Source organism: Xanthomonas sp. NCPPB 3174 (assembly GCF_056725205.1).
The window spans coordinates 4,581,701-4,599,157 of record NZ_CM161517.1; the positions used below are offsets into that span (position 1 = coordinate 4,581,701).

The window sequence follows — 17,457 nt, forward strand, 5'->3', positions numbered from 1 at the left end:
TTTCTCCGTAGACAAATGAAAACGAAAACGGCCCGATGTCTGCACATCGGGCCGCCGTCGGCAGGGGTCGCAGCGCAGGCTGCGGGCGGGTCGTCCCGCCGGTGTGGAGGCTGCCTACTCGGACAGGTTGCGCCCGTGGAACAGCTCCTCGATCTCGCGCTTGAGCAGCGCCTCGATGCGCATGCGCTCCTTGAACGAGAGGTTCTTGGCCTTCTCCTCGAACAGGTACTGGTCCAGGTCGAAGTCCTTCAGGTGCATCTTGGTGTGGAAGATGTTCTCCTGATAGACGTTGACGTCGAACATCTCGTAGCGCGACTTGACGTTCTTGGCGAGGAAGTTCTGGATCGAGTTGATCTTGTGGTCGATGTAGTGCTTCTTGCCCTTCACGTCCCGAGTGAAGCCGCGCACGCGGTAATCCATGATCACGATGTCCGATTCCAGGCTCTCGATCAGGTAATTGAGGGCCTTCAGCGGCGAAATGACGCCGCAGGTGGCGACGTCGATGTCGGCGCGGAACGTGGCGATACCGTGCTGCGGGTGGGTTTCCGGGTAGGTATGGACGGTGATGTGGCTCTTGTCCATGTGCGCGACCACGGCATCGGAAATGATCTCCTTGCCGGCGGCCTTCTTGTCGATGACCGGCTCTTCGGAGATCAGGATCGTCACCGAGGCGCCCTGCGGATCGTAGTCCTGGCGCGCGATGTTGAGGATGTTGGCGCCGATGATTTCGGCCACATCGGTGAGGATCTGGGTCAGGCGGTCGGCGTCGTACTGCTCGTCGATGTACTCGATGTAGCGCTGGCGCTCCTCTTCGGAGATCGCGTAGCAGACGTCGTAGATGTTGAAGCTCAACGCCTTGGTGAGGTTGTTGAAACCTTGCAGCCTCAGGCGAGGCAACGGCTTGACCACGGCGTGGATCCTCTGGAAGTGGGTGGGGAAAGACACTCAATTATGAGCCAAATGGCTCCGCTGCGAAACGTGGCGCCCGTCTCTTGTTTGCCGCCGCGAACGCGTCCCGTTAAGCTTCGGGAATTACGCCGTAGCGAAGCCGCCATGAGCCCCGGAAACACATCCACTGCAGCACCTGTGCGCATCGCTCCAAGTCCTCTGACGTTGGACACCGCCACCATCGACCGCTTCCTGGCCCACAGCCACCGTCGCCGCTATCCGGCGCGGACGGATGTGTTCAGGCCTGGCGACCCGGCCGGCACCCTGTACTACGTCGTCAGCGGCTCGGTCAGCATCATCGCCGAGGAAGATGACGACCGCGAGTTGGTGCTGGGCTATTTCGGCAGCGGCGAGTTCGTCGGCGAGATGGGCCTGTTCATCGAGTCCGACCAGCGCGAGGTGATCCTGCGCACCCGCACGCCCTGCGAACTGGCCGAGATCAGCTACGAGCGCCTGCATCAGCTTTTCCTGGGCTCGCTGTCGTCCGATGCGCCGCGGGTGCTGTACGCGATCGGCGTGCAGCTGTCCAAGCGCCTGCTGGACACCTCGCGCAAGGCCAGCCGCCTGGCGTTCCTGGACGTCACCGACCGCATCGTGCGCACCCTGCACGACCTGGCCCAGGAGCCGGAGGCGATGAGCCATCCGCAGGGCATGCAGTTGCGCGTGTCGCGGCAGGAACTGGCGCGGCTGGTCGGCTGCTCGCGCGAGATGGCCGGCCGGGTGCTGAAGAAGCTGCAGGTCGACGGCATCCTGCATGCCCGCGGCAAGACCGTGGTGCTGTACGGCGCGCGCTGACCGCCATGGGGCGATAGGCCCGGCGCGATGCTGCTGAGCGAGACGTTCTACTGGTTCGTGCTGGTCGGCCTGGCCGCGCAACTGGTGGACGGCGCGCTGGGCATGGCCTTCGGCCTGGTCTCCTCCTCGGTCCTGCTGAGCCTGGGCCTGCCGCCGGCGGTGGTCAGCGCCAGCGTACACAGCGCCGAGGTCTTCACCACCGGCGCCTCGGGGCTGTCGCACCTGGCCCTGGGTAATGTGGACAAGCGGCTGTTCCTGCGCCTGGCGCTGCCGGGCATGGCCGGCGGCATCGCCGGTGCCTACGTGCTGACGCAACTGCCGGGCGAGCTGATCCGCCCCTTCGTCTATCTGTACCTGCTCGCCCTGGCGGTGCTGATCCTGCTGCGCGCGGCCGGCCGCGCGCTGCCGCGCCGCGAGGTGCGGCGGGTGCCGCTGCTGGGCTTCGTCGCCGGCCTGCTGGACGCCAGCGGCGGTGGCGGCTGGGGACCGGTCGCGACCTCGACCCTGCTCGCCCACGGCGGCCAGGCCCGCACCACCATCGGCACGGTCAACGCCGCCGAGTTCCTGGTGACGCTGTCGATCTCGCTGACCTTCCTGCTGACGATGGGCGTGCAGCACCTGGACATCGTGCTCGGCCTGCTGGTCGGCGGCATGCTCGCCGCGCCGCTGGCGGCGTTGCTGGTCAAGCGCGTGCGCGAGCGCTGGGTGCTGGTGGCGGTGGGCCTGCTGGTGCTGGGCATCAGCCTGTATCAGGTGGGTGGGGCGCTGTATCGCTGGCTGGGCTGACGCCCGGGATTTGGGAGTCGGGATTGGGGATTCGCGAAGGCGGTCTCCGCGGCGCCTGAAGCCGTTGCGCTGGTGACCCGATCTGCGGTCAGGCCGCGTTCGCTTTTTCATGGGTGGACCGCGCGATGATCGCGGCCGGGACGCCGCCGCCGATGGCCGCGCGTCTCGCCACTCCTCTGCCCCGCGAGACCGCCATGCGTGCCATCCCATTGCTCCTGGCCTTGTTGTGTCTGGCGCTGCCTGCGCCGCGCGCACGAGCCGACGACGCCTTCGCCCGGCTCGGGCGCGGGGTCAACATCCTCGGCTACGACCCGCTATGGAACGACCCGGCGAAGGCGCGCTTCCGCCCGCCGCTGTACCGCACGATCCGCGACGGCGGCTTCCGCACGGTGCGGGTCAACCTGCAGGCGTTCGCGCACATGGACGCGGACAACCGGCTCGACCCGACCTGGCTGAAGACGCTGGACACGGTGGTCGACCAGGCCACCGCCGCGGGCCTGAACGTGATCCTGGACGAACACGACTTCCACCCCTGCGCGGCCGACGCGGCGGTGTGCCGGACCAAGTTGCTGGCGTTCTGGACCCAGATCGCCCCGCGCTACCGCCACGCGCCGCCGTCGGTGCTGTTCGAGATCCTCAACGAGCCCAACGGCCAGATGACCAGCGCGGTGTGGAACGATCTGCTGCGCGATGCGCTGCAGATCATCCGCCGCGACAATCCGACCCGCACGGTGGTGGTAGGCCCGGCCAGCAGCAATTCCTTCACCGCGCTCGACAGCCTGCGCCTGCCCGACGACGATGCGCACGTGCTGGTCACCGTGCACTACTACAACCCGTTCCGCTTCACCCACCAGGGCGCGCCATGGGCCCCGGCGGACATCCGCGACCACACCGGCGTGAGCTGGGGCAGTGCAGCCGACCGGACCAAGCTGTACGGCGAATTCGACCGCATCGCGGCCTGGGCCAAGGCGCACCATCGGCAGGTACTGCTGGGCGAGTTCGGTGCCTACGAGCAGGCGCCGCCGGCCGATCGCCTGGCCTGGACGGTGGCGGTGGTCAACGCCGCGGAGAAACGCCATTTCGCCTGGGCGTATTGGGAATTCGAGGGCAGCTTCGGCGCCTACGACATCGACCGCGGGCAATGGGTCGCGCCGCTGCACCATGCGCTGGTGGGCAGCGACAGCGCCTACCGCGGGGCCGGCGGCTGACGCCGGCCTTCCCCGCCGCGGCGCGCCCTAGCGGGAACCGACGGCGTCGCCGGCGCGGTCGCGGCAACCCCAGTTGAGGATCGGCGTGCCGGACGGCAGCAGCCGGCGGAACACCGCCACCGCGCCGTGCTTGGGATTGACCACCACCGGCGCGGCCGCGGCCTGCAGCAGCGGCAGATCGGCGGTGCTGTCGGAATAGGCCATGGCGATCTCGCCGTAGCCCAGTTCGCGCAGCATGCGCATCTTTTCCTCGTTGTGGCAGTGGCGGGTGGCGGTGACCGCGCCCAGGCGCGGGCCGATCAGGCTGCCGACCACCGGCACGTCCTGGTGCGCGACGAAGCCGAGGATGGCGCGCGCCAGTTCCGGCGGCGCGCCGGTGGCGACCACCACGCGATCGCCGGCGGCGCGGTGCCGGGCGAACACCTCCAGCGCCTGCGGCAGCAGCCGCTGGCGGATCTGCGCCTGATGCTGCAGCACGTACTGGTCGATGATGCGGTTGAACTCGCGCGCCCGGCGCAGGCCGAAGCTGGCGATCCAGACGTAGCCGGAGATGCCGGTGCGGCGGGTCGGCAGCATCGCCACCAGCGGCCCCAGCAACGGCGTGGCCAGCACCGCGGCGGCCAGGCGCAGCGGATTGCGCTTGATCAGCCAGGCGAACAGGTGGCTGCCGGAGTCGCCGTCGTAGAGGGTGTGGTCGAAATCGAACACCACCAGCGGCGCGTCGGCGCGCGGCAGCGGGTACGGGCTCGGCGCCTGCCCGCTCATGCCGCGAAGAACAGCTGGCGTAGCGCCTCGCCCGGCTCCTCGGCGCGCATGAACGCCTCGCCGACCAGGAACGCGTGCACGCCGGCGCCGCGCATCAACGCCACGTCGTCGGGGCCGAGGATGCCGCTTTCGGTGACCAGCAGGCGGTCGCGCGGCACCGCGTTCTGCATCGACAGGGTGGTCTGCAGCGACACCTCGAAGGTGCGCAGGTTGCGGTTGTTGATGCCGATCAGCGGCGCCGGCACCTGCAGCGCGCGTTCCAGCTCGTCGATGTCGTGCACTTCCACCAGCACGTCCATGCCCAGTTGCAGGGCCAGCGACGACAGCTCGGCCAGCTGCAGGTCGTCCAGCGCGGCCACGATCAGCAGGATGCAGTCGGCGCCGAGCGTGCGCGCCTCGTAGACTTGGTACGGATCGATGGTGAAGTCCTTGCGCAGCACCGGCAGGGTGCAGGCGTCGCGTGCCTGCTGCAGATAGCGGTCGTGGCCCTGGAAGAAATCCTCGTCGGTCAGCACCGACAGGCAGGCGGCGCCGCCGAACTCATAGCTGACCGCGATGTCGGCCGGGTGGAAGTCCGGGCGGATCACGCCCTTGGACGGGCTGGCCTTCTTGACCTCGGCGATCACCGCCGGGTCGCCGTTGGCGATGGCCGCCTGCAGCGCGCGGGCGAAGCCGCGGGTGGGCGGCATGGCCTCGGCACGGGCGACCAGCTCGGCCAGCGGCACGCGCGCGCTGCGCTCGGCGATCTCGTCGGCCTTGCGCGCGAGGATGGTGCGGAGAATGTCGCTGCTCATGCGGTGGGAATCCTGGGGGATGGCCGGATTATCGGCGATGCAGGGTGTCGGGGGTGAGAACCGGGATCGGGCGCTGGCAAAGGCGGTTCAGTCCAGCCCGGCCAGGCCGCGGGTGCAGGCCACGTAGGCCTCCAGCTTCGCCCGCGCGCGGCCGTCGGCGATGGCCGCACGCGCCAGGGCGATGCCGGCACCGATGTCGGCGGCCAGGCCGGCCACGTACAGCGCCGCGCCCGCGTTGAAGGCGACGATGTCCAGCGCCGGGCCGGGCACGTTGTCGAGCACGGCGCGCAGCATCGCCATCGATTCGGCGGCGTCGGCGACCTTGAGGTTGCGGCTGGCCGACATGGCGATGCCGAAGTCCTCCGGGTGTACTTCGTACTCGCGGACCTGGCCGTCGCGCAGTTCGCCGACCAGGGTGCCAGCACCGAGCGAGAGCTCGTCCATGTCGTCGCGACCCCACACCACCAGCGCGCGCTCGGCGCCCAGTTCCTGCAGCACGCGTGCCTGGATGCCGACCAGGTCGGGGTGGAACACGCCCATCAGGATGTTCGGCGCACCGGCCGGATTGGTCAGCGGACCGAGGATGTTGAAGATGGTGCGCACGCCCATCTCGCGCCGCACCGGCGCCACCACCTTCATCGCCGGATGGTGCACCGGGGCGTACATGAAGCCGATGCCGGTGGCCTCCAGCGCCTGCGCCACTTGTTCGGGCTGCAGTTCGATCGCCGCGCCCAGTGCCTCCAGCGCGTCGGCGCTGCCGGACTTGGAGGAGACGCTGCGGTTGCCGTGCTTGGCGACCTTGGCGCCGGCCGCGGCGGCGACGAACATTGCGCAGGTGGAGATGTTGAAGGTGTGCGAGCCGTCGCCGCCGGTGCCGACGATGTCGACCATGTGGGTGCGGTCGGCGACCGGCACGGTGCGCGAGAACTCGCGCATCACCAGCGCCGCGCCGGCGATCTCGCCGACCGTTTCCTTCTTGACCCGCAAGCCGGTGAGGATGGCCGCGGTCATCATCGGCGAGACCTCCCCGCGCATGATCTGCCGCATCAGCCCGACCATCTCGTCGTGGAAGATCTCGCGGTGCTCGATGGTGCGTTGCAGGGCTTGCTGGGGGGTGATGGTCATGGCGAAGACGGTCTGCGGTTAGGCGAATGAGGAAAAGGCGGCGCGGGTCAGCGCGGAGGCGTCGGTCGCGGCATGCGCAGGCGCCCTTGCGCCAGCACCTCGAAGTAGTCGGCCGGGCCGCCGGCACGCAGCAGGGTGGCGACCGCGGCCGGGTCGTAGATGCCGTCCTGCAGGGCGTGCTCGGCGATGTGGACGCCGACCACCTCGCCCAGCACCAGCCAGGTCTGGATCGGCTCGCCGCGCGCGCTCTGCAGCGGCAGCAACTGGCTGAGCCGGCATTCGAAGCTGACCGGGCTGGCGGCCACCCGCGGCGCCGCGATCAGGCGCGACGGCGCGGCAGTCAGGCCGGCCAGCGCGAACTCGTCCACCTCCGGCGCCACCGCGGCGGAACTAGCGTTCATCGCCTCGGCCAGCGGCCGCGTGGCCAGGTTCCAGGTGAACTCACCCGTGGCCTCGATGTTACGCACGCTGTCCTTCCAGCCGATGCTGGCAAAGCCGACGATCGGCGGGACGTAGTTGAAGGCGTTGAAGAAGCTGTAGGGCGCCAGGTTGGCGACGCCATCGGCGCCGCGCGAACCGATCCAGCCGATCGGCCGCGGCCCGACGATGGCGTTGAACGGGTCGTGCGGCAAGCCGTGGCCGTTGGCCGGTTCGTAGAAATGGAAGGCGTCGGTGCGCTCGTGCATCGGCAGGGTCCGGCAGTGACGGGAAGTGGGCGACGCCGGCGCGGCGCGCTCAGCGCTCCAGGAAGTTCTTCAGCAAGGCGTGGCCATGCTCGGTAAGAATGGACTCGGGATGGAACTGCACGCCCTCGACCGGGAACTGGCGATGGCGCAGGCCCATGATCTCCTCCACCGTGCCGTCGTCGTGTTCGGTCCAGGCCGTCACTTCCAGGCAGTCGGGCAGCGTGGTCTTCTCCACCACCAGCGAGTGGTAGCGGGTGGCCTCGTAGCGGTCCGGCAGGCCGGCGAACACGCCGCGGCCCTCGTGGCGGATGCGCGAGGTCTTGCCGTGCATGATGGTGCCGGCGCGCACCACCTGCCCGCCGTAGACCTGGCCGATGCTCTGGTGGCCCAGGCACACGCCCAGGATCGGCGTGCGCTGGCCCAGCCGCTCGATCAGTTGCAGCGACACCCCGGCCTCGTTCGGCGTGCACGGCCCCGGCGAGATGACGATGCGCTCGGGCGCCAGGCGCTCGATCTCGTCCACGCTGAGCGCATCGTTGCGCACCACCTTGACCTCGGCGCCGAGCGCCTGCAGGTACTGCACGAGGTTGTAGGTAAAGCTGTCGTAGTTATCCAGCATCAAGACGGTCATCGACTTAACCTATTGATTTTCATTGCATGTCTTGGAGAGGGAAAGCCGATCCGCGTGCAGCACTGACGCGCGATGGCTGGGTGCGGCGCAACCGCAGCATCGTTCGCGCCCGCCATCGTTGCCGCGCAGCACCCGCAACGACAGCACCAGGAGCGGTTCGGTCCTCACGCATGGATGCCACCGATCCGTGGCGGGAGGCGCCGGCTCCGCAGACGCGGGAAACCGGGCAGGCGCCGTGACGCGCGGCAGGCATGGGAGGCGTGGATCTGGTGGGGGACAAGACAACTCTCCTTCGTTGGGAGCCGCCATGCCGGGAGCCGAAGGAAGCCGCCACCGGTCAGGGCGGCGATCGTGCAGTCATGGACCGCAGGGGTGCGCCGCTTCTAGGAGAAGCGCCACCAATGCACCACGTTGGACGGGATGTTGCGGGTCATGCACTCGGCCACTTGATCGATGGAGGGTCCGGCCACCGCTGCAGGCAGCGGCGACAGGCCGGTCCCGAGTGTAATGCCCATGTTCGACAGTGTCGATTGCGCGCCACGCCGGTCGTGTCGCCGAGGGCAGCGGACCTGGTAAACCCCGCTGTTTCACCGCGCCGGCGACGGCGAAGACGGCGCGCCCACGGCACATTACCGCGCTCGGCGACAGCACTGCGGACCGGTCGGGCTTCCACCGCGTCAGGCGCTGCGCTCAAGCGTCGAGCGCGTGCCCGGCAAAGGTGGCGACCGCCTCGCGGAAGGTGGCGACGATCGGACGCGCATCGTCGCTGCGCCAGACCAGATACAGCTTCACCCGCAGTCTCAGCCAAGGCAGATCGCGGAACACGATGCCGGCCGGCGCGCGCTCCTTCAACGCGGACTGGACCAGCGCCACACCGAGGCCGGCACTCACCAGATACAGCGAGGCCAGTGGATCGGAGGTCTCGTAGGCGATGTCCGGCGTGAAACCGGCATCCTGGCAGGCGGCGAGCAATGCCGGGCGAATCGTGTCCACCGGCTGGCGCGTCACCGCGATCCAGGTCTGTCCGTCGAGCTGCGCCGGGGTGATGCTGCGCGAACGACACAACGGATGCCCCTTCGGGATCGCCAGCGTCAACGGCTCGTCCAGCACCAGGGCGCTGCTCAGGCCGGTATCGCGTTCCGGCATCCGGTAGGCGAGCCCCACGTCGAGCATGTGCCGGCGCAGGTAATCGAACTGCACGGCGGTCCCCAATCCCTGCAGCGACAGCAGCACCGACGGGCTGGCGATCCGGAACGCGCGCACGCTCGGGCTGACCACGTTCGCATACATCGCGCCCTCCACGTAGCCGATCGCCAGGCGCCCGGCGCTGCCCGCACCGAGGCGCCGCGCGAAGGTCTCGACCCGATTGGCGTTGGCGATCAGCGTCCGCACCTCGCCGAGCAAATCGCGCCCCTCCTGGGTGAGCCGAATGCGCTGCTTGCTGCGCTCGAACAACAGCACGCCCAACTGCTCCTCCAGTTGCTTGATCTGCCGGCTCAGCGGCGACTGCGAGATGTACAACTGCTCGGCCGCACGACCGACGTTCTCGGTTTCGGCCACCGCAACGAAGTACCGAAGCTGGCGCAGGTCGAGCATGGGGGTGTGTCCTTTTGGGTCTCAACTTTCCCATATTCCGTCTTGGACGCCCAGCGACCGGGCGGCCATCCTCCGCATCGCCGAGCCGGCGCGACCCACGCGCAGCTCCACTCACCCAACAGCGGACAGAGCACCATGCACATCCTCCACCTCGATTCGAGCATCCTCGGCGATGCGTCGGCGTCCCGAGCGCTGACGGCATTGGTTGTCGCAGAGCTGCTGGCGCACGCGCCAGCGGCACAGATCCGCTACCGCGACCTCGTCGCGGAGGCGATTCCACATCTCGACGGCCCGATCGCGGCCGGATTTCGCCCCTTGACCGCACCGGCGGACACGGCAAGCGTGGCCGCCGAGCACGCGCGATCCGAAGCGCTGGTTACCGAATTCCTGGCCAGCGACGTCGTGGTCGTCGGCGCACCGATGTACAACTTCTCGGTCGCCACACAGTTGAAGGCGTGGATCGACCGGATCGTGCAGCCCGGCCGGACCTTCCGCTACACGCCCGACGGTCCGATAGGACTGGCCACTGGCAAGCGCGTGGTGATCGTGACCACGCGCGGCGGCGTCTACACCAGCGGCCCCCTCGCGCCACTGGACTTCCAGGAGCCGTATCTCAAGGCCACGCTGGGCTTCATGGGCATCACCGATGTGCATGTGGTTCGCGCCGAACCCCTTTCGAAGGGCGATGTGCTGGCCACGCAGGCCATGGCCGCCGCCCGCAGCGCCGCGGCCGACGTTGCGCGCCAGATCGCCCTGCACTGATCACCCGCACTTTCCGAGGAATCCAGATGATCTACATCGTCGCGTTGTCCTACCTCCGCCCGCCCGAGCACATCCAGGTGCATCTCGATGCCCACCGCCGATGGCTGGCGAACCATATCCAGGCAGGCCGCATCCTGGCGGCGGGACCGAATGCGGACAAATCCGGCGGGATCGTGCTGGCGTCATGCACGAGCCGCGTCGAACTCGACGCCATGATGGCGGAGGATCCGTTCGTGACCCATGGCCTGGTCGCGGTGTCGGTACAAGGTTTCGAGCCGGCGATCCGCGCCGACGCACTGGCGGCGCGCTGGGCAAGCGCCGCCGCCGTGGTCAGCGCCCAGCCCGCCTGAGCACACGGCAAAGGAATTCCCATGGCGCTCTCCACCAAGCTGCTTGCAGGCCTTGCGGTCGCCGGCGCGCTCGCTGCCGGTGCGTTTCCGCGATCAAGCCGGGCCGAGACGCTCCGCGGCGCCGGGCCGAACATCGTGCTGGTGCACGGTGCATTCGTCGACGGATCGAGCTGGGCGGAGGTCGTACGGCGACTGCAGCGCAAGGGTTACCACGTGACGGCCGTGCAGAACCCGCTGACCTCGCTGGCCGACGACGTCGCCGCAACCCGCCGCGTGCTGGCGCGGCAGTGCGGACCTGTTCTGCTCGTCGGGCACTCCTGGGCAGGCGCGGTCATCACCGAAGCCGGCAATGCCGACAACGTCCGCGGCCTGGTCTATCTGTCCGCCCTCGTGCCCGACAGCAACGAATCGGTCGCCGACCTGCTGACCCGGCTGCACGCGCCCATGGACGGCCTGACGCCCGATGCGGACGGATGGCTGTGGCTCGACGCACCGGCCGCCTTTCGAACCGTCATGGCGGGCGATGTGCCGATGGACACGGTGCGTGTGCTCGCCGCCACGCAGCAGCCCATGGCCGCGCGCGCCTTCGCCGACAGGGTGTCGCATGCGGCGTGGCGCAGCAAGCCCAGTTGGTATCTGGTCACCGACAAGGATCACGCCTTGCCGCCGACGGTGCAGCGGCAACTGGCGCACGACATCGGTGCCCAGGTCCAGCACTTGGCGTCGAGCCACCTGTCGCTGGTGTCGCACCCGCAGGTGGTCGCCGATTTCATCGACCGCGCGGCGCGCGACGTGGCGCGGTGAGCGGCTGGCCCATGCTTGGGTGCCACCGCGCGGCGCGCCGGGCGGATCGGACGGCGCACTGCGATGGCGTCAGACATACGCAGCGCGGCATCGGACTCATTGCGCGATCAGGAACACCGCATAGACGTTTTCGGAAAGGGTGAGGGTGCCGGCTTCGAGGGATTCGGCGACAGCCTGCCCACGCGAAGCAGCTCGTCTACGCGAACCTCCCAAGATGTCAATGCCATTGAGCCGCTCGGTGACGACATCTGTATCGGATGACGGCCATTGCCCAGCTCGAATGCCATAGGCGAAGTCCGGTGCCACCTCGGAGATGGTGTATAGACCTCCCAGACGCACGCCGTAGGCCTTGGCCAAGGACTGCGCGGAGCTGCGGGTCTGCTCGGCCGCCTGTCGCTTGAGCTCGGCGCGCAGCGCGGCTTCGCCGCTGTAGCGTGGCGCGATCCCAGACACCTGTACTTCTTCACTGGTGACCAGCGTGCCCAGCATGCCACGCACATCATCCAGCGTGCCGAAGTCGGCCGAGAACGTGCGCTGCACGCGCGTGCCTTCGAACACCGGCTTCTCGTCCTCGTAGCGACGCTCGGGTCTGATCGACAGCGTCGTGGCCTGCACGCTGCCGGCCAGCACATGGCGCTGCGCGAAGGCAGACAGCACCTTCTCCGCGTTTGCCTGCACGCGCTTACGCGCCGCCGCCGGGTCGATGTCCACAGCGCTCAGAGTGATGGTGAGACCGAAGCGATCCGGCACCACCTCGCGCTCGGCCTCGCCCTTCACCAACAGATGCGGCTGCGACGGCAGGCTGTTGACCTGTGCGCTGGCGATGGCCGGCAAGGCCAGCGCCGCGGCAAAGGCCCAGGCAACGAGCGTACGGGTTTTCATCTTCCTCTCCTTGGCGGAATGTCAGCCGGCCGCAGGTTGCGTGCAGGACTGGAGCAGCGTGGCGAAGTCCGCGATCAACGTATCGACCGCACCGGCCTGTGTGGCCCACGACGTGACGAAACGGATCACCCAGCGGCCGTCGCCCAGCAGTTGCCAGCGCTCGAAGTCGTAGCGCTGCGCCAGCGTCTCGACCGCGGCGGCGGACAGGATCACGAACAACTGGTTGGTCGGCGAATCCGAGGCGAACTGCGCGCCGGCCGCGGCCAGTCCGTCGCGCAGCCGCGCGGCCATGCGGTTGGCGTGCGCGGCCAGTTCGTAGAACAGGCCATCCTCGAACAGCGCGGCGAACTGCGTACCCAGTACCATGCCCTTGGCCAGCAGCGCGCCGCGCTGCTTGAGCAGGTAGCGGAAATCCGCTTTCAAGGCCGGGTTGAGAATCACCAGCGCCTCGCCGAGCAATGCGCCGTTCTTGGTACCGCCGATGTAGAACGCATCGGTCAGCGCGGCGATGTCGGCCATGCGCAGGTCGTTGCCCTCGGCGGTGAGCGCGCTACCGATGCGCGCGCCGTCCAGGAACAACAGCAGGCTGTGCGCGTCGCAGAACGCGCGCAAGGCCTGCAGTTCGTGCTTGCGGTAAATCGTGCCGACTTCGGTGGTGTTGGACACGTAGACCAGCCGCGGCTGCACCAGGTGCTCGTTACCGTGCTCGGCCAGCACCGGCGCGATCCGCTCCGGCGTGAGCCGGCCGTCGGCCGCCTCCACGGTGAGCACCTTGTGTCCGGTGGCCTCGATCGCGCCGGTCTCGTGGGTGGCGATGTGGCCGCAGGCCGCAGCGATCACCGCCTGGTGCGGGCGCAGGAACGCGGCGATGGCGGTGAGGTTGGTCTGGGTGCCGCCGACCAGCAGGTGCACGTCGGCGTCGGCGCAGCCGATCTCGGCACGGATCAGTTCGGCGGCGCGCGCGCTGTGCCGGTCCAGGCCGTAGCCGGCGTTCTGCTCGGCGCTGGCGGCGGCCAGGGCGGCGAGCAGGCGCGGATGCGCGCCTTCGCTGTAGTCGTTGCGGAAGCCGATCCGCGGCGCGGCGGCGCTCACAGCCCCTTCGCCGCTTCGGCGACCGCACGGAACAGCGCGCGCCCCTTGTTCATGGTCTCGTCCCATTCGGTCTGCGGATCGGAGTCGTAGACGATGCCGGCGCCGGCCTGCACGTGCAGGCGGCCGTGCTTGATCACCGCGGTGCGGATGGCGATGGCGGTATCGGCGTCGCCGTGCCAGCCGAGGTAGCCGATGCTGCCGGCGTAGACGTTGCGCTTGATCGGCTCCAGCTCGCGAATGACTTCCAGCGCGCGGATCTTCGGCGCGCCGCTGACGGTGCCGGCGGGGAAGGTGGCGCGCAGCACGTCGGCATAGCTCAGGCCGGGCAGCAGGGTGCCGGTGACTTCGCTGACGATGTGCATGACATGGCTGTAGCGTTCGATCACGAAGCGCTCGCCGACGGCGACGCTGCCGGCCTGCGAGACGCGGCCGGCATCGTTGCGGCCCAGGTCGATCAGCATCAGGTGTTCGGCGCGCTCCTTCGGATCGGCGAGCAGCTCCGCCTCCAGCGCCTGGTCCTCTTCCGGGGTCTTGCCGCGCGGCCGGGTGCCGGCGATCGGGCGCACGGTGACCTGGCCGTTCTCCAGCCGCACCAGGATCTCCGGCGAGGAGCCGACCACCTGGGTGTCGCCGACGTCGAGGAAATACATGTACGGCGACGGGTTCAATGCGCGCAGCGCGCGGTACACGTCCACCGGACGCGCGGCGAACGGCACGCTTAGGCGCTGGCTCAGCACCACCTGGAAGATGTCGCCGGCGCGGATGTAGTCCTTGGATGTCTCCACCGCGGCGATGAAGCCCTCGCGGGTGAAGCCGGAGACGAAATCGCTCTCGTCCAGCACGTCGCGCGCCAGCGGCGCGGGGTAGCCGGCGCCGGGCTGGCGCAGCGTGGTGGTGAGCGCATCCAGACGCGCCTGCGCGCGCTCCCAGGCGTCGGCCTCGGCCGGGTCGGCATGCACGATCAGGTACAGGCGGCCCTTGAGGTTGTCGAAGACCGCCACTTCCTCGGACAGCATCAGCAGGATGTCCGGGGTGTCCAGTTCGTCGCGGGCGACGGCGCCGGCCAGGCGCGGCTCGATGTAGCCGATGCACTCGAAGCCGAACCAGCCGACCAGGCCGCCGGTGAAGCCGGGCACGCCCGCCAGCTTGGGCACGACATGCTGGGCGCGCAGCGCCTCGACCTCGGCGAAGGGATCGGCGACCTCGCGGCGCTCGATCAGTTCGCCATGGTCGCGCACGTCCAGGGTGTGCCCGCGGAAGGTGTACACGCGGCGCACCGGCAGGCCGATGATCGAGTAGCGCCCGAAGCGTTCGCCGCCTTCGACCGATTCGAACAGATAGGTGTGCGGGGCGTCGGCGAGCTTGAGATAGACCGACAGCGGCGTGTCCAGATCGGACAGCACTTCGCGGACGACGGGGATGCGGGTGTGACCTTCAGCGGCGTAGCGCTGGAACTGCTCGCGGGTAATCAAGACGGCTTTCCTTCCGGGACTCGGTGACAGGGCGGACGACGGCTGCAGGCCACCATCGCCACGCACGGCGAGCGGAAGTGAAGGAACGCGGGGTCGTCAGACTGGACACGGCGGCTACTTTACCGCAACTGCGGCGACTGGCAACGGTTGCAGGCGCGACCGATCGAGTGCGGTGCGGAGGTGGTCGGTGAGGGCGTCGCGTCGGGACTGAAGTCCCTCCCAAAAGGGCGCACTCGCCTTGGTGCGCCGTGCGGCGTCTGAGGTGCGCGATCTGGTCAGCGCAAGCGCGTCCACGATCGAACCGATCCTCGCCACGCCGCCTGTCGTAGGAGCGGCTTCAGCCGCGACGGGCGTTACCGGGAATGCCTGTCGCGGCTGAAGCCGCTCCTACAAGAGCAGCACGCGAGCAGCACGAAAGGAGATGGATGGCAGGCCCTGCGACCTGCTGGCGTCAGCGCGCCTGCAGCAGCGGCGAGTCCGGCGGCAGGTGCATGCGCAGGCGCCCGGGCACGCAGTCGATGCGGAAGTGGCGCGAGGTTTCCGGCTCGCCGTCCAGGTTCAGGGTCAGCGGCTGCGCCGCCTCGATCCGCAGCCATGGCAGGCGCGCACGCACCGCCACCCGCTCAAGCGCGGCCTGCTTGCCGGACGTGACCAAGGTGCCGAGGGTCGCGGCGACCTCGCCGGTCAGCTCGGGCACCAGGGTCAGGTCGAGCAGGCCGTCGTCGAGCAGCGCCTCCGGGCACAGCACCTGGCCACCGCCGGCCTGGCGGCCGTTACCCAGGCCGAGCGCGATGAAATCGCCTTCCCAGGCAAAGTCCGGCCCTTCGAAGCGGGCCCGGATCGGATCGATCCGGCCCAGCCGGCTCATGCCGGTGACCAGGTAGGCCAGCCCGCCCAGCATCTTCTTCAGGCCTTCGTCGGTCTCCACCGTGACCTGGGTGCCGAAGCCGCCGCTGGCGACATTGGCGCACCAGTGCGGGCCGTGCTCGGCCTCGATGCGCAGCAGGTCGATCGGCAGCGCCGTGGTGCGGGCGATCAGCTCCAGCGCCTCCAACGGCGGCAGCGGGATACCAGTGGCCGTGGCGAAATCGTTCGCCGTGCCCAGTGCCACCAGGCCCAGCGCCGGCAACGCCGCGGCCGGTTCCTGGCGATGCGCCAGCGCGCTGGCGACCTCGCTCAGGGTGCCGTCGCCACCGGCGGCGACGATGCAGGCGGCACCATCGGCCACCGCCTCGGCCACGTAGCGCTCGGCATCGCCCTGCTCCCAGGTGACCCGCACCTGCAGCGCCACGCCGCGCGCGCGCATGGCCATGACCGCCTCGCGCAATGCCTCGTCGCCGGCCGACTTGCCGTTGAGGATCAGACGCCAATGCGCTGCAGCCATGCGAACCATCCCGGGGTGAGGCGCCCAGGCTAACGGGCGCGGCATGCGCGATGCGTGAATCCTGGCGCAGCGATTGTCATACGCACGTCACCGAGCGTCCGGAACATGGAAGGCCATAGCAAGGAAGACGGATGGAGGCAGGATCAGCCTCCGATTTATCTCCCAGGGGCCGCACCGGCGACGGTGCGGTTCTTTTCTTTTGCCCGCCCGGCGCCGCTCAGCCGGCGGCGAACCGGGCCAGCGCCTCGCCCTGCAGCCGGTACACGGTCCACTCGTCCTGCGGGCGGGCGCCGACCGCTTCGTAGAAATCGATCGCCGGCTGGTTCCAGTCCAGCACCGACCATTCGAAGCGGCCGCACCCCTCGGCCACCGCCTGCCGCGCCAGATGCTGCAGCAGCGCCTTGCCGGCGCCGACGCCGCGGTGCGCCGGGTCCACGTACAGGTCTTCCAAGTACAGGCCGTTGCGGCCGAGCCAGGTGGAGTAGTTGTAGAAGTACACCGCGTAGCCGATCGGCTGGCCGTCGGCCTCGCAGATCAGCGCCTGCGCGCGGGCATCGGCGCCGAACAGGGTCGCGCGCAGGCCGGCCTCGTCGGTCTGCACCGCGTCCTCGGCGCGCTCGTAGCGCGCCAGGTCGCGGATCAGGCGCAGGATCAGCGCCGCATCGTCGGCCACCGCTGGGCGGATGTGCAGCACCGCCATCTCAGCGCCCCGCCACCGCGGCGCGCATCTGCTTGATCACCTGGGCGTAATCCGGCGCATTGAAGATGGCCGAACCTGCAACGAAGGTGTCGGCGCCGGCGGCGGCGATCGCGGCGATGTTGTCCGGCTTGACCCCGCCGTCGATCTCCAGCCGGATCGGTTTGCCGCTGGCGTCGATGCGGGCGCGGATCGCGCGCAGCTTGTCCAGCGCCGAGGGAATGAAGGCCTGGCCGCCGAAACCCGGGTTGACCGACATCACCAGCACCAGGTCCAGGTCGTCCAGCACCCAGTCGAGGATGTCCACCGGCGTGGCCGGGTTGAGCACCAGGCCGGCCTTGCAGCCGTGCGACTTGATCAGCTGGATGCTGCGGTGCACGTGGCGGCTGGCTTCGGGATGGAAGCTGATGATGCTGGCGCCGGCCTCGGCGAAATCCGGGATCAGCCGGTCCACCGGCTCCACCATCAGGTGCACGTCGATCGGCGCGGTGACGCCGTGCTTGCGCAGCGCCTGGCAGACCATCGGGCCGATGGTCAGGTTCGGCACGTAATGGTTGTCCATCACGTCGAAGTGGATCCAGTCGGCGCCGGCGCGCAGCACGGCATCCACTTCCTCGCCGAGGCGGGCGAAATCAGCGGACAGGATGGACGGGGAGATGATGCAGTCGGACATGGCGGGA

General features: G+C 69.1%; 20 protein-coding genes. 6 read left to right on the plus strand and 14 right to left on the minus strand.

Annotation, left to right across the window (positions count from 1 at the left end; genetic code table 11):
• Positions 1-114: 114 nt before the first annotated feature.
• Complete coding sequence (gene speD / locus AC1PK7_RS19750; RefSeq protein ID WP_017910332.1) at positions 115-909, minus strand: adenosylmethionine decarboxylase; 795 nt, start codon at positions 907-909, stop codon at positions 115-117.
• Positions 910-1,053: 144 nt separating this feature from the next.
• On the opposite strand from speD, the gene crp reads away from it, so the two are divergent.
• From crp to AC1PK7_RS19765, 3 genes are all read left to right on the plus strand, one after another.
• Positions 1,054-1,743 (plus strand): cAMP-activated global transcriptional regulator CRP, encoded by a 690-nt coding sequence (gene crp, locus AC1PK7_RS19755; RefSeq protein WP_010341415.1) that lies wholly within the window; start codon positions 1,054-1,056, stop codon positions 1,741-1,743.
• Between the two features lie 27 nt (positions 1,744-1,770).
• Positions 1,771-2,529: a sulfite exporter TauE/SafE family protein gene (locus AC1PK7_RS19760; protein WP_481099235.1), complete on the plus strand. Its 759-nt coding sequence runs from the start codon at positions 1,771-1,773 to the stop codon at positions 2,527-2,529.
• 194 nt (positions 2,530-2,723) lie between these two features.
• Entirely contained in the window at positions 2,724-3,737 is a 1,014-nt protein-coding gene (locus AC1PK7_RS19765; protein ID WP_481099236.1) for a glycoside hydrolase family 5 protein, read from the plus strand.
• A gap of 27 nt (positions 3,738-3,764) precedes the next feature.
• On the opposite strand, the gene AC1PK7_RS19770 is transcribed toward AC1PK7_RS19765, so the two are convergent.
• The 7 genes from AC1PK7_RS19770 to AC1PK7_RS19800 form a co-directional block, all read right to left on the minus strand.
• Positions 3,765-4,502, minus strand: a complete 738-nt coding sequence (locus AC1PK7_RS19770; RefSeq protein ID WP_481099237.1) for a haloacid dehalogenase-like hydrolase — start codon at positions 4,500-4,502, stop codon at positions 3,765-3,767.
• Entirely contained in the window at positions 4,499-5,296 is a 798-nt protein-coding gene (trpC, locus tag AC1PK7_RS19775) for an indole-3-glycerol phosphate synthase TrpC (RefSeq protein ID WP_010341411.1), read from the minus strand. Before trpC ends, AC1PK7_RS19770 begins: the two co-directional genes overlap by 4 nt.
• Before the next feature lie 87 nt (positions 5,297-5,383).
• Positions 5,384-6,421, minus strand: coding sequence for an anthranilate phosphoribosyltransferase (gene trpD / locus AC1PK7_RS19780; RefSeq protein WP_481099238.1), 1,038 nt, complete (start codon positions 6,419-6,421; stop codon positions 5,384-5,386).
• Positions 6,422-6,468: 47 nt separating this feature from the next.
• Positions 6,469-7,107: a flavin reductase family protein gene (locus AC1PK7_RS19785; protein ID WP_010341409.1), complete on the minus strand. Its 639-nt coding sequence runs from the start codon at positions 7,105-7,107 to the stop codon at positions 6,469-6,471.
• A gap of 49 nt (positions 7,108-7,156) precedes the next feature.
• Positions 7,157-7,738 carry an anthranilate synthase component II gene (locus AC1PK7_RS19790; RefSeq protein WP_019799299.1) on the minus strand — a complete coding sequence of 194 codons (582 nt, stop codon included), beginning with the start codon at positions 7,736-7,738 and terminating at the stop codon, positions 7,157-7,159.
• Positions 7,739-8,121: 383 nt separating this feature from the next.
• Positions 8,122-8,253, minus strand: a complete 132-nt coding sequence (locus tag AC1PK7_RS19795) for a hypothetical protein (protein WP_481099239.1) — start codon at positions 8,251-8,253, stop codon at positions 8,122-8,124.
• A 175-nt stretch (positions 8,254-8,428) separates the two neighbouring features.
• Positions 8,429-9,334 (minus strand): LysR substrate-binding domain-containing protein, encoded by a 906-nt coding sequence (locus AC1PK7_RS19800; protein ID WP_019799298.1) that lies wholly within the window; start codon positions 9,332-9,334, stop codon positions 8,429-8,431.
• 135 nt (positions 9,335-9,469) lie between these two features.
• Here AC1PK7_RS19800 and AC1PK7_RS19805 point away from each other — a divergent pair, with 135 nt between their 5' ends.
• Genes AC1PK7_RS19805 through AC1PK7_RS19815 form a run of 3 tightly spaced genes read left to right on the plus strand, consistent with a single transcriptional unit; the run spans position 9,470 to position 11,250 of the window.
• A complete protein-coding gene (locus AC1PK7_RS19805) occupies positions 9,470-10,096 on the plus strand; it encodes an FMN-dependent NADH-azoreductase (protein ID WP_481099240.1) in 627 nt (208 codons plus the stop codon).
• Between the two features lie 26 nt (positions 10,097-10,122).
• Positions 10,123-10,446, plus strand: a complete 324-nt coding sequence (locus AC1PK7_RS19810) for a YciI family protein (RefSeq protein ID WP_481099241.1) — start codon at positions 10,123-10,125, stop codon at positions 10,444-10,446.
• Positions 10,447-10,461: 15 nt separating this feature from the next.
• Positions 10,462-11,250: an alpha/beta fold hydrolase gene (locus AC1PK7_RS19815; RefSeq protein WP_481100943.1), complete on the plus strand. Its 789-nt coding sequence runs from the start codon at positions 10,462-10,464 to the stop codon at positions 11,248-11,250.
• 96 nt (positions 11,251-11,346) lie between these two features.
• On the opposite strand, the gene AC1PK7_RS19820 is transcribed toward AC1PK7_RS19815, so the two are convergent.
• The 6 genes from AC1PK7_RS19820 to rpe form a co-directional block, all read right to left on the minus strand.
• Positions 11,347-12,132, minus strand: a complete 786-nt coding sequence (locus AC1PK7_RS19820) for an SIMPL domain-containing protein (RefSeq protein WP_481099242.1) — start codon at positions 12,130-12,132, stop codon at positions 11,347-11,349.
• Between the two features lie 21 nt (positions 12,133-12,153).
• On the minus strand, positions 12,154-13,224 hold the full coding sequence (locus AC1PK7_RS19825) for a threonine aldolase family protein (RefSeq protein ID WP_481099243.1): 1,071 nt from the start codon (positions 13,222-13,224) through the stop codon (positions 12,154-12,156).
• Positions 13,221-14,696, minus strand: coding sequence for an anthranilate synthase component I (gene trpE, locus AC1PK7_RS19830; protein WP_481099244.1), 1,476 nt, complete (start codon positions 14,694-14,696; stop codon positions 13,221-13,223). The genes AC1PK7_RS19825 and trpE overlap by 4 nt, the downstream gene beginning before the upstream one ends.
• A gap of 451 nt (positions 14,697-15,147) precedes the next feature.
• Entirely contained in the window at positions 15,148-16,080 is a 933-nt protein-coding gene (gene yegS / locus AC1PK7_RS19835) for a lipid kinase YegS (protein ID WP_481099245.1), read from the minus strand.
• A gap of 217 nt (positions 16,081-16,297) precedes the next feature.
• Positions 16,298-16,780: a GNAT family N-acetyltransferase gene (locus AC1PK7_RS19840; RefSeq protein WP_019801110.1), complete on the minus strand. Its 483-nt coding sequence runs from the start codon at positions 16,778-16,780 to the stop codon at positions 16,298-16,300.
• A gap of 1 nt (position 16,781) precedes the next feature.
• Complete coding sequence (gene rpe / locus AC1PK7_RS19845) at positions 16,782-17,450, minus strand: ribulose-phosphate 3-epimerase (RefSeq protein ID WP_481099246.1); 669 nt, start codon at positions 17,448-17,450, stop codon at positions 16,782-16,784.
• Positions 17,451-17,457: the final 7 nt, after the last annotated feature.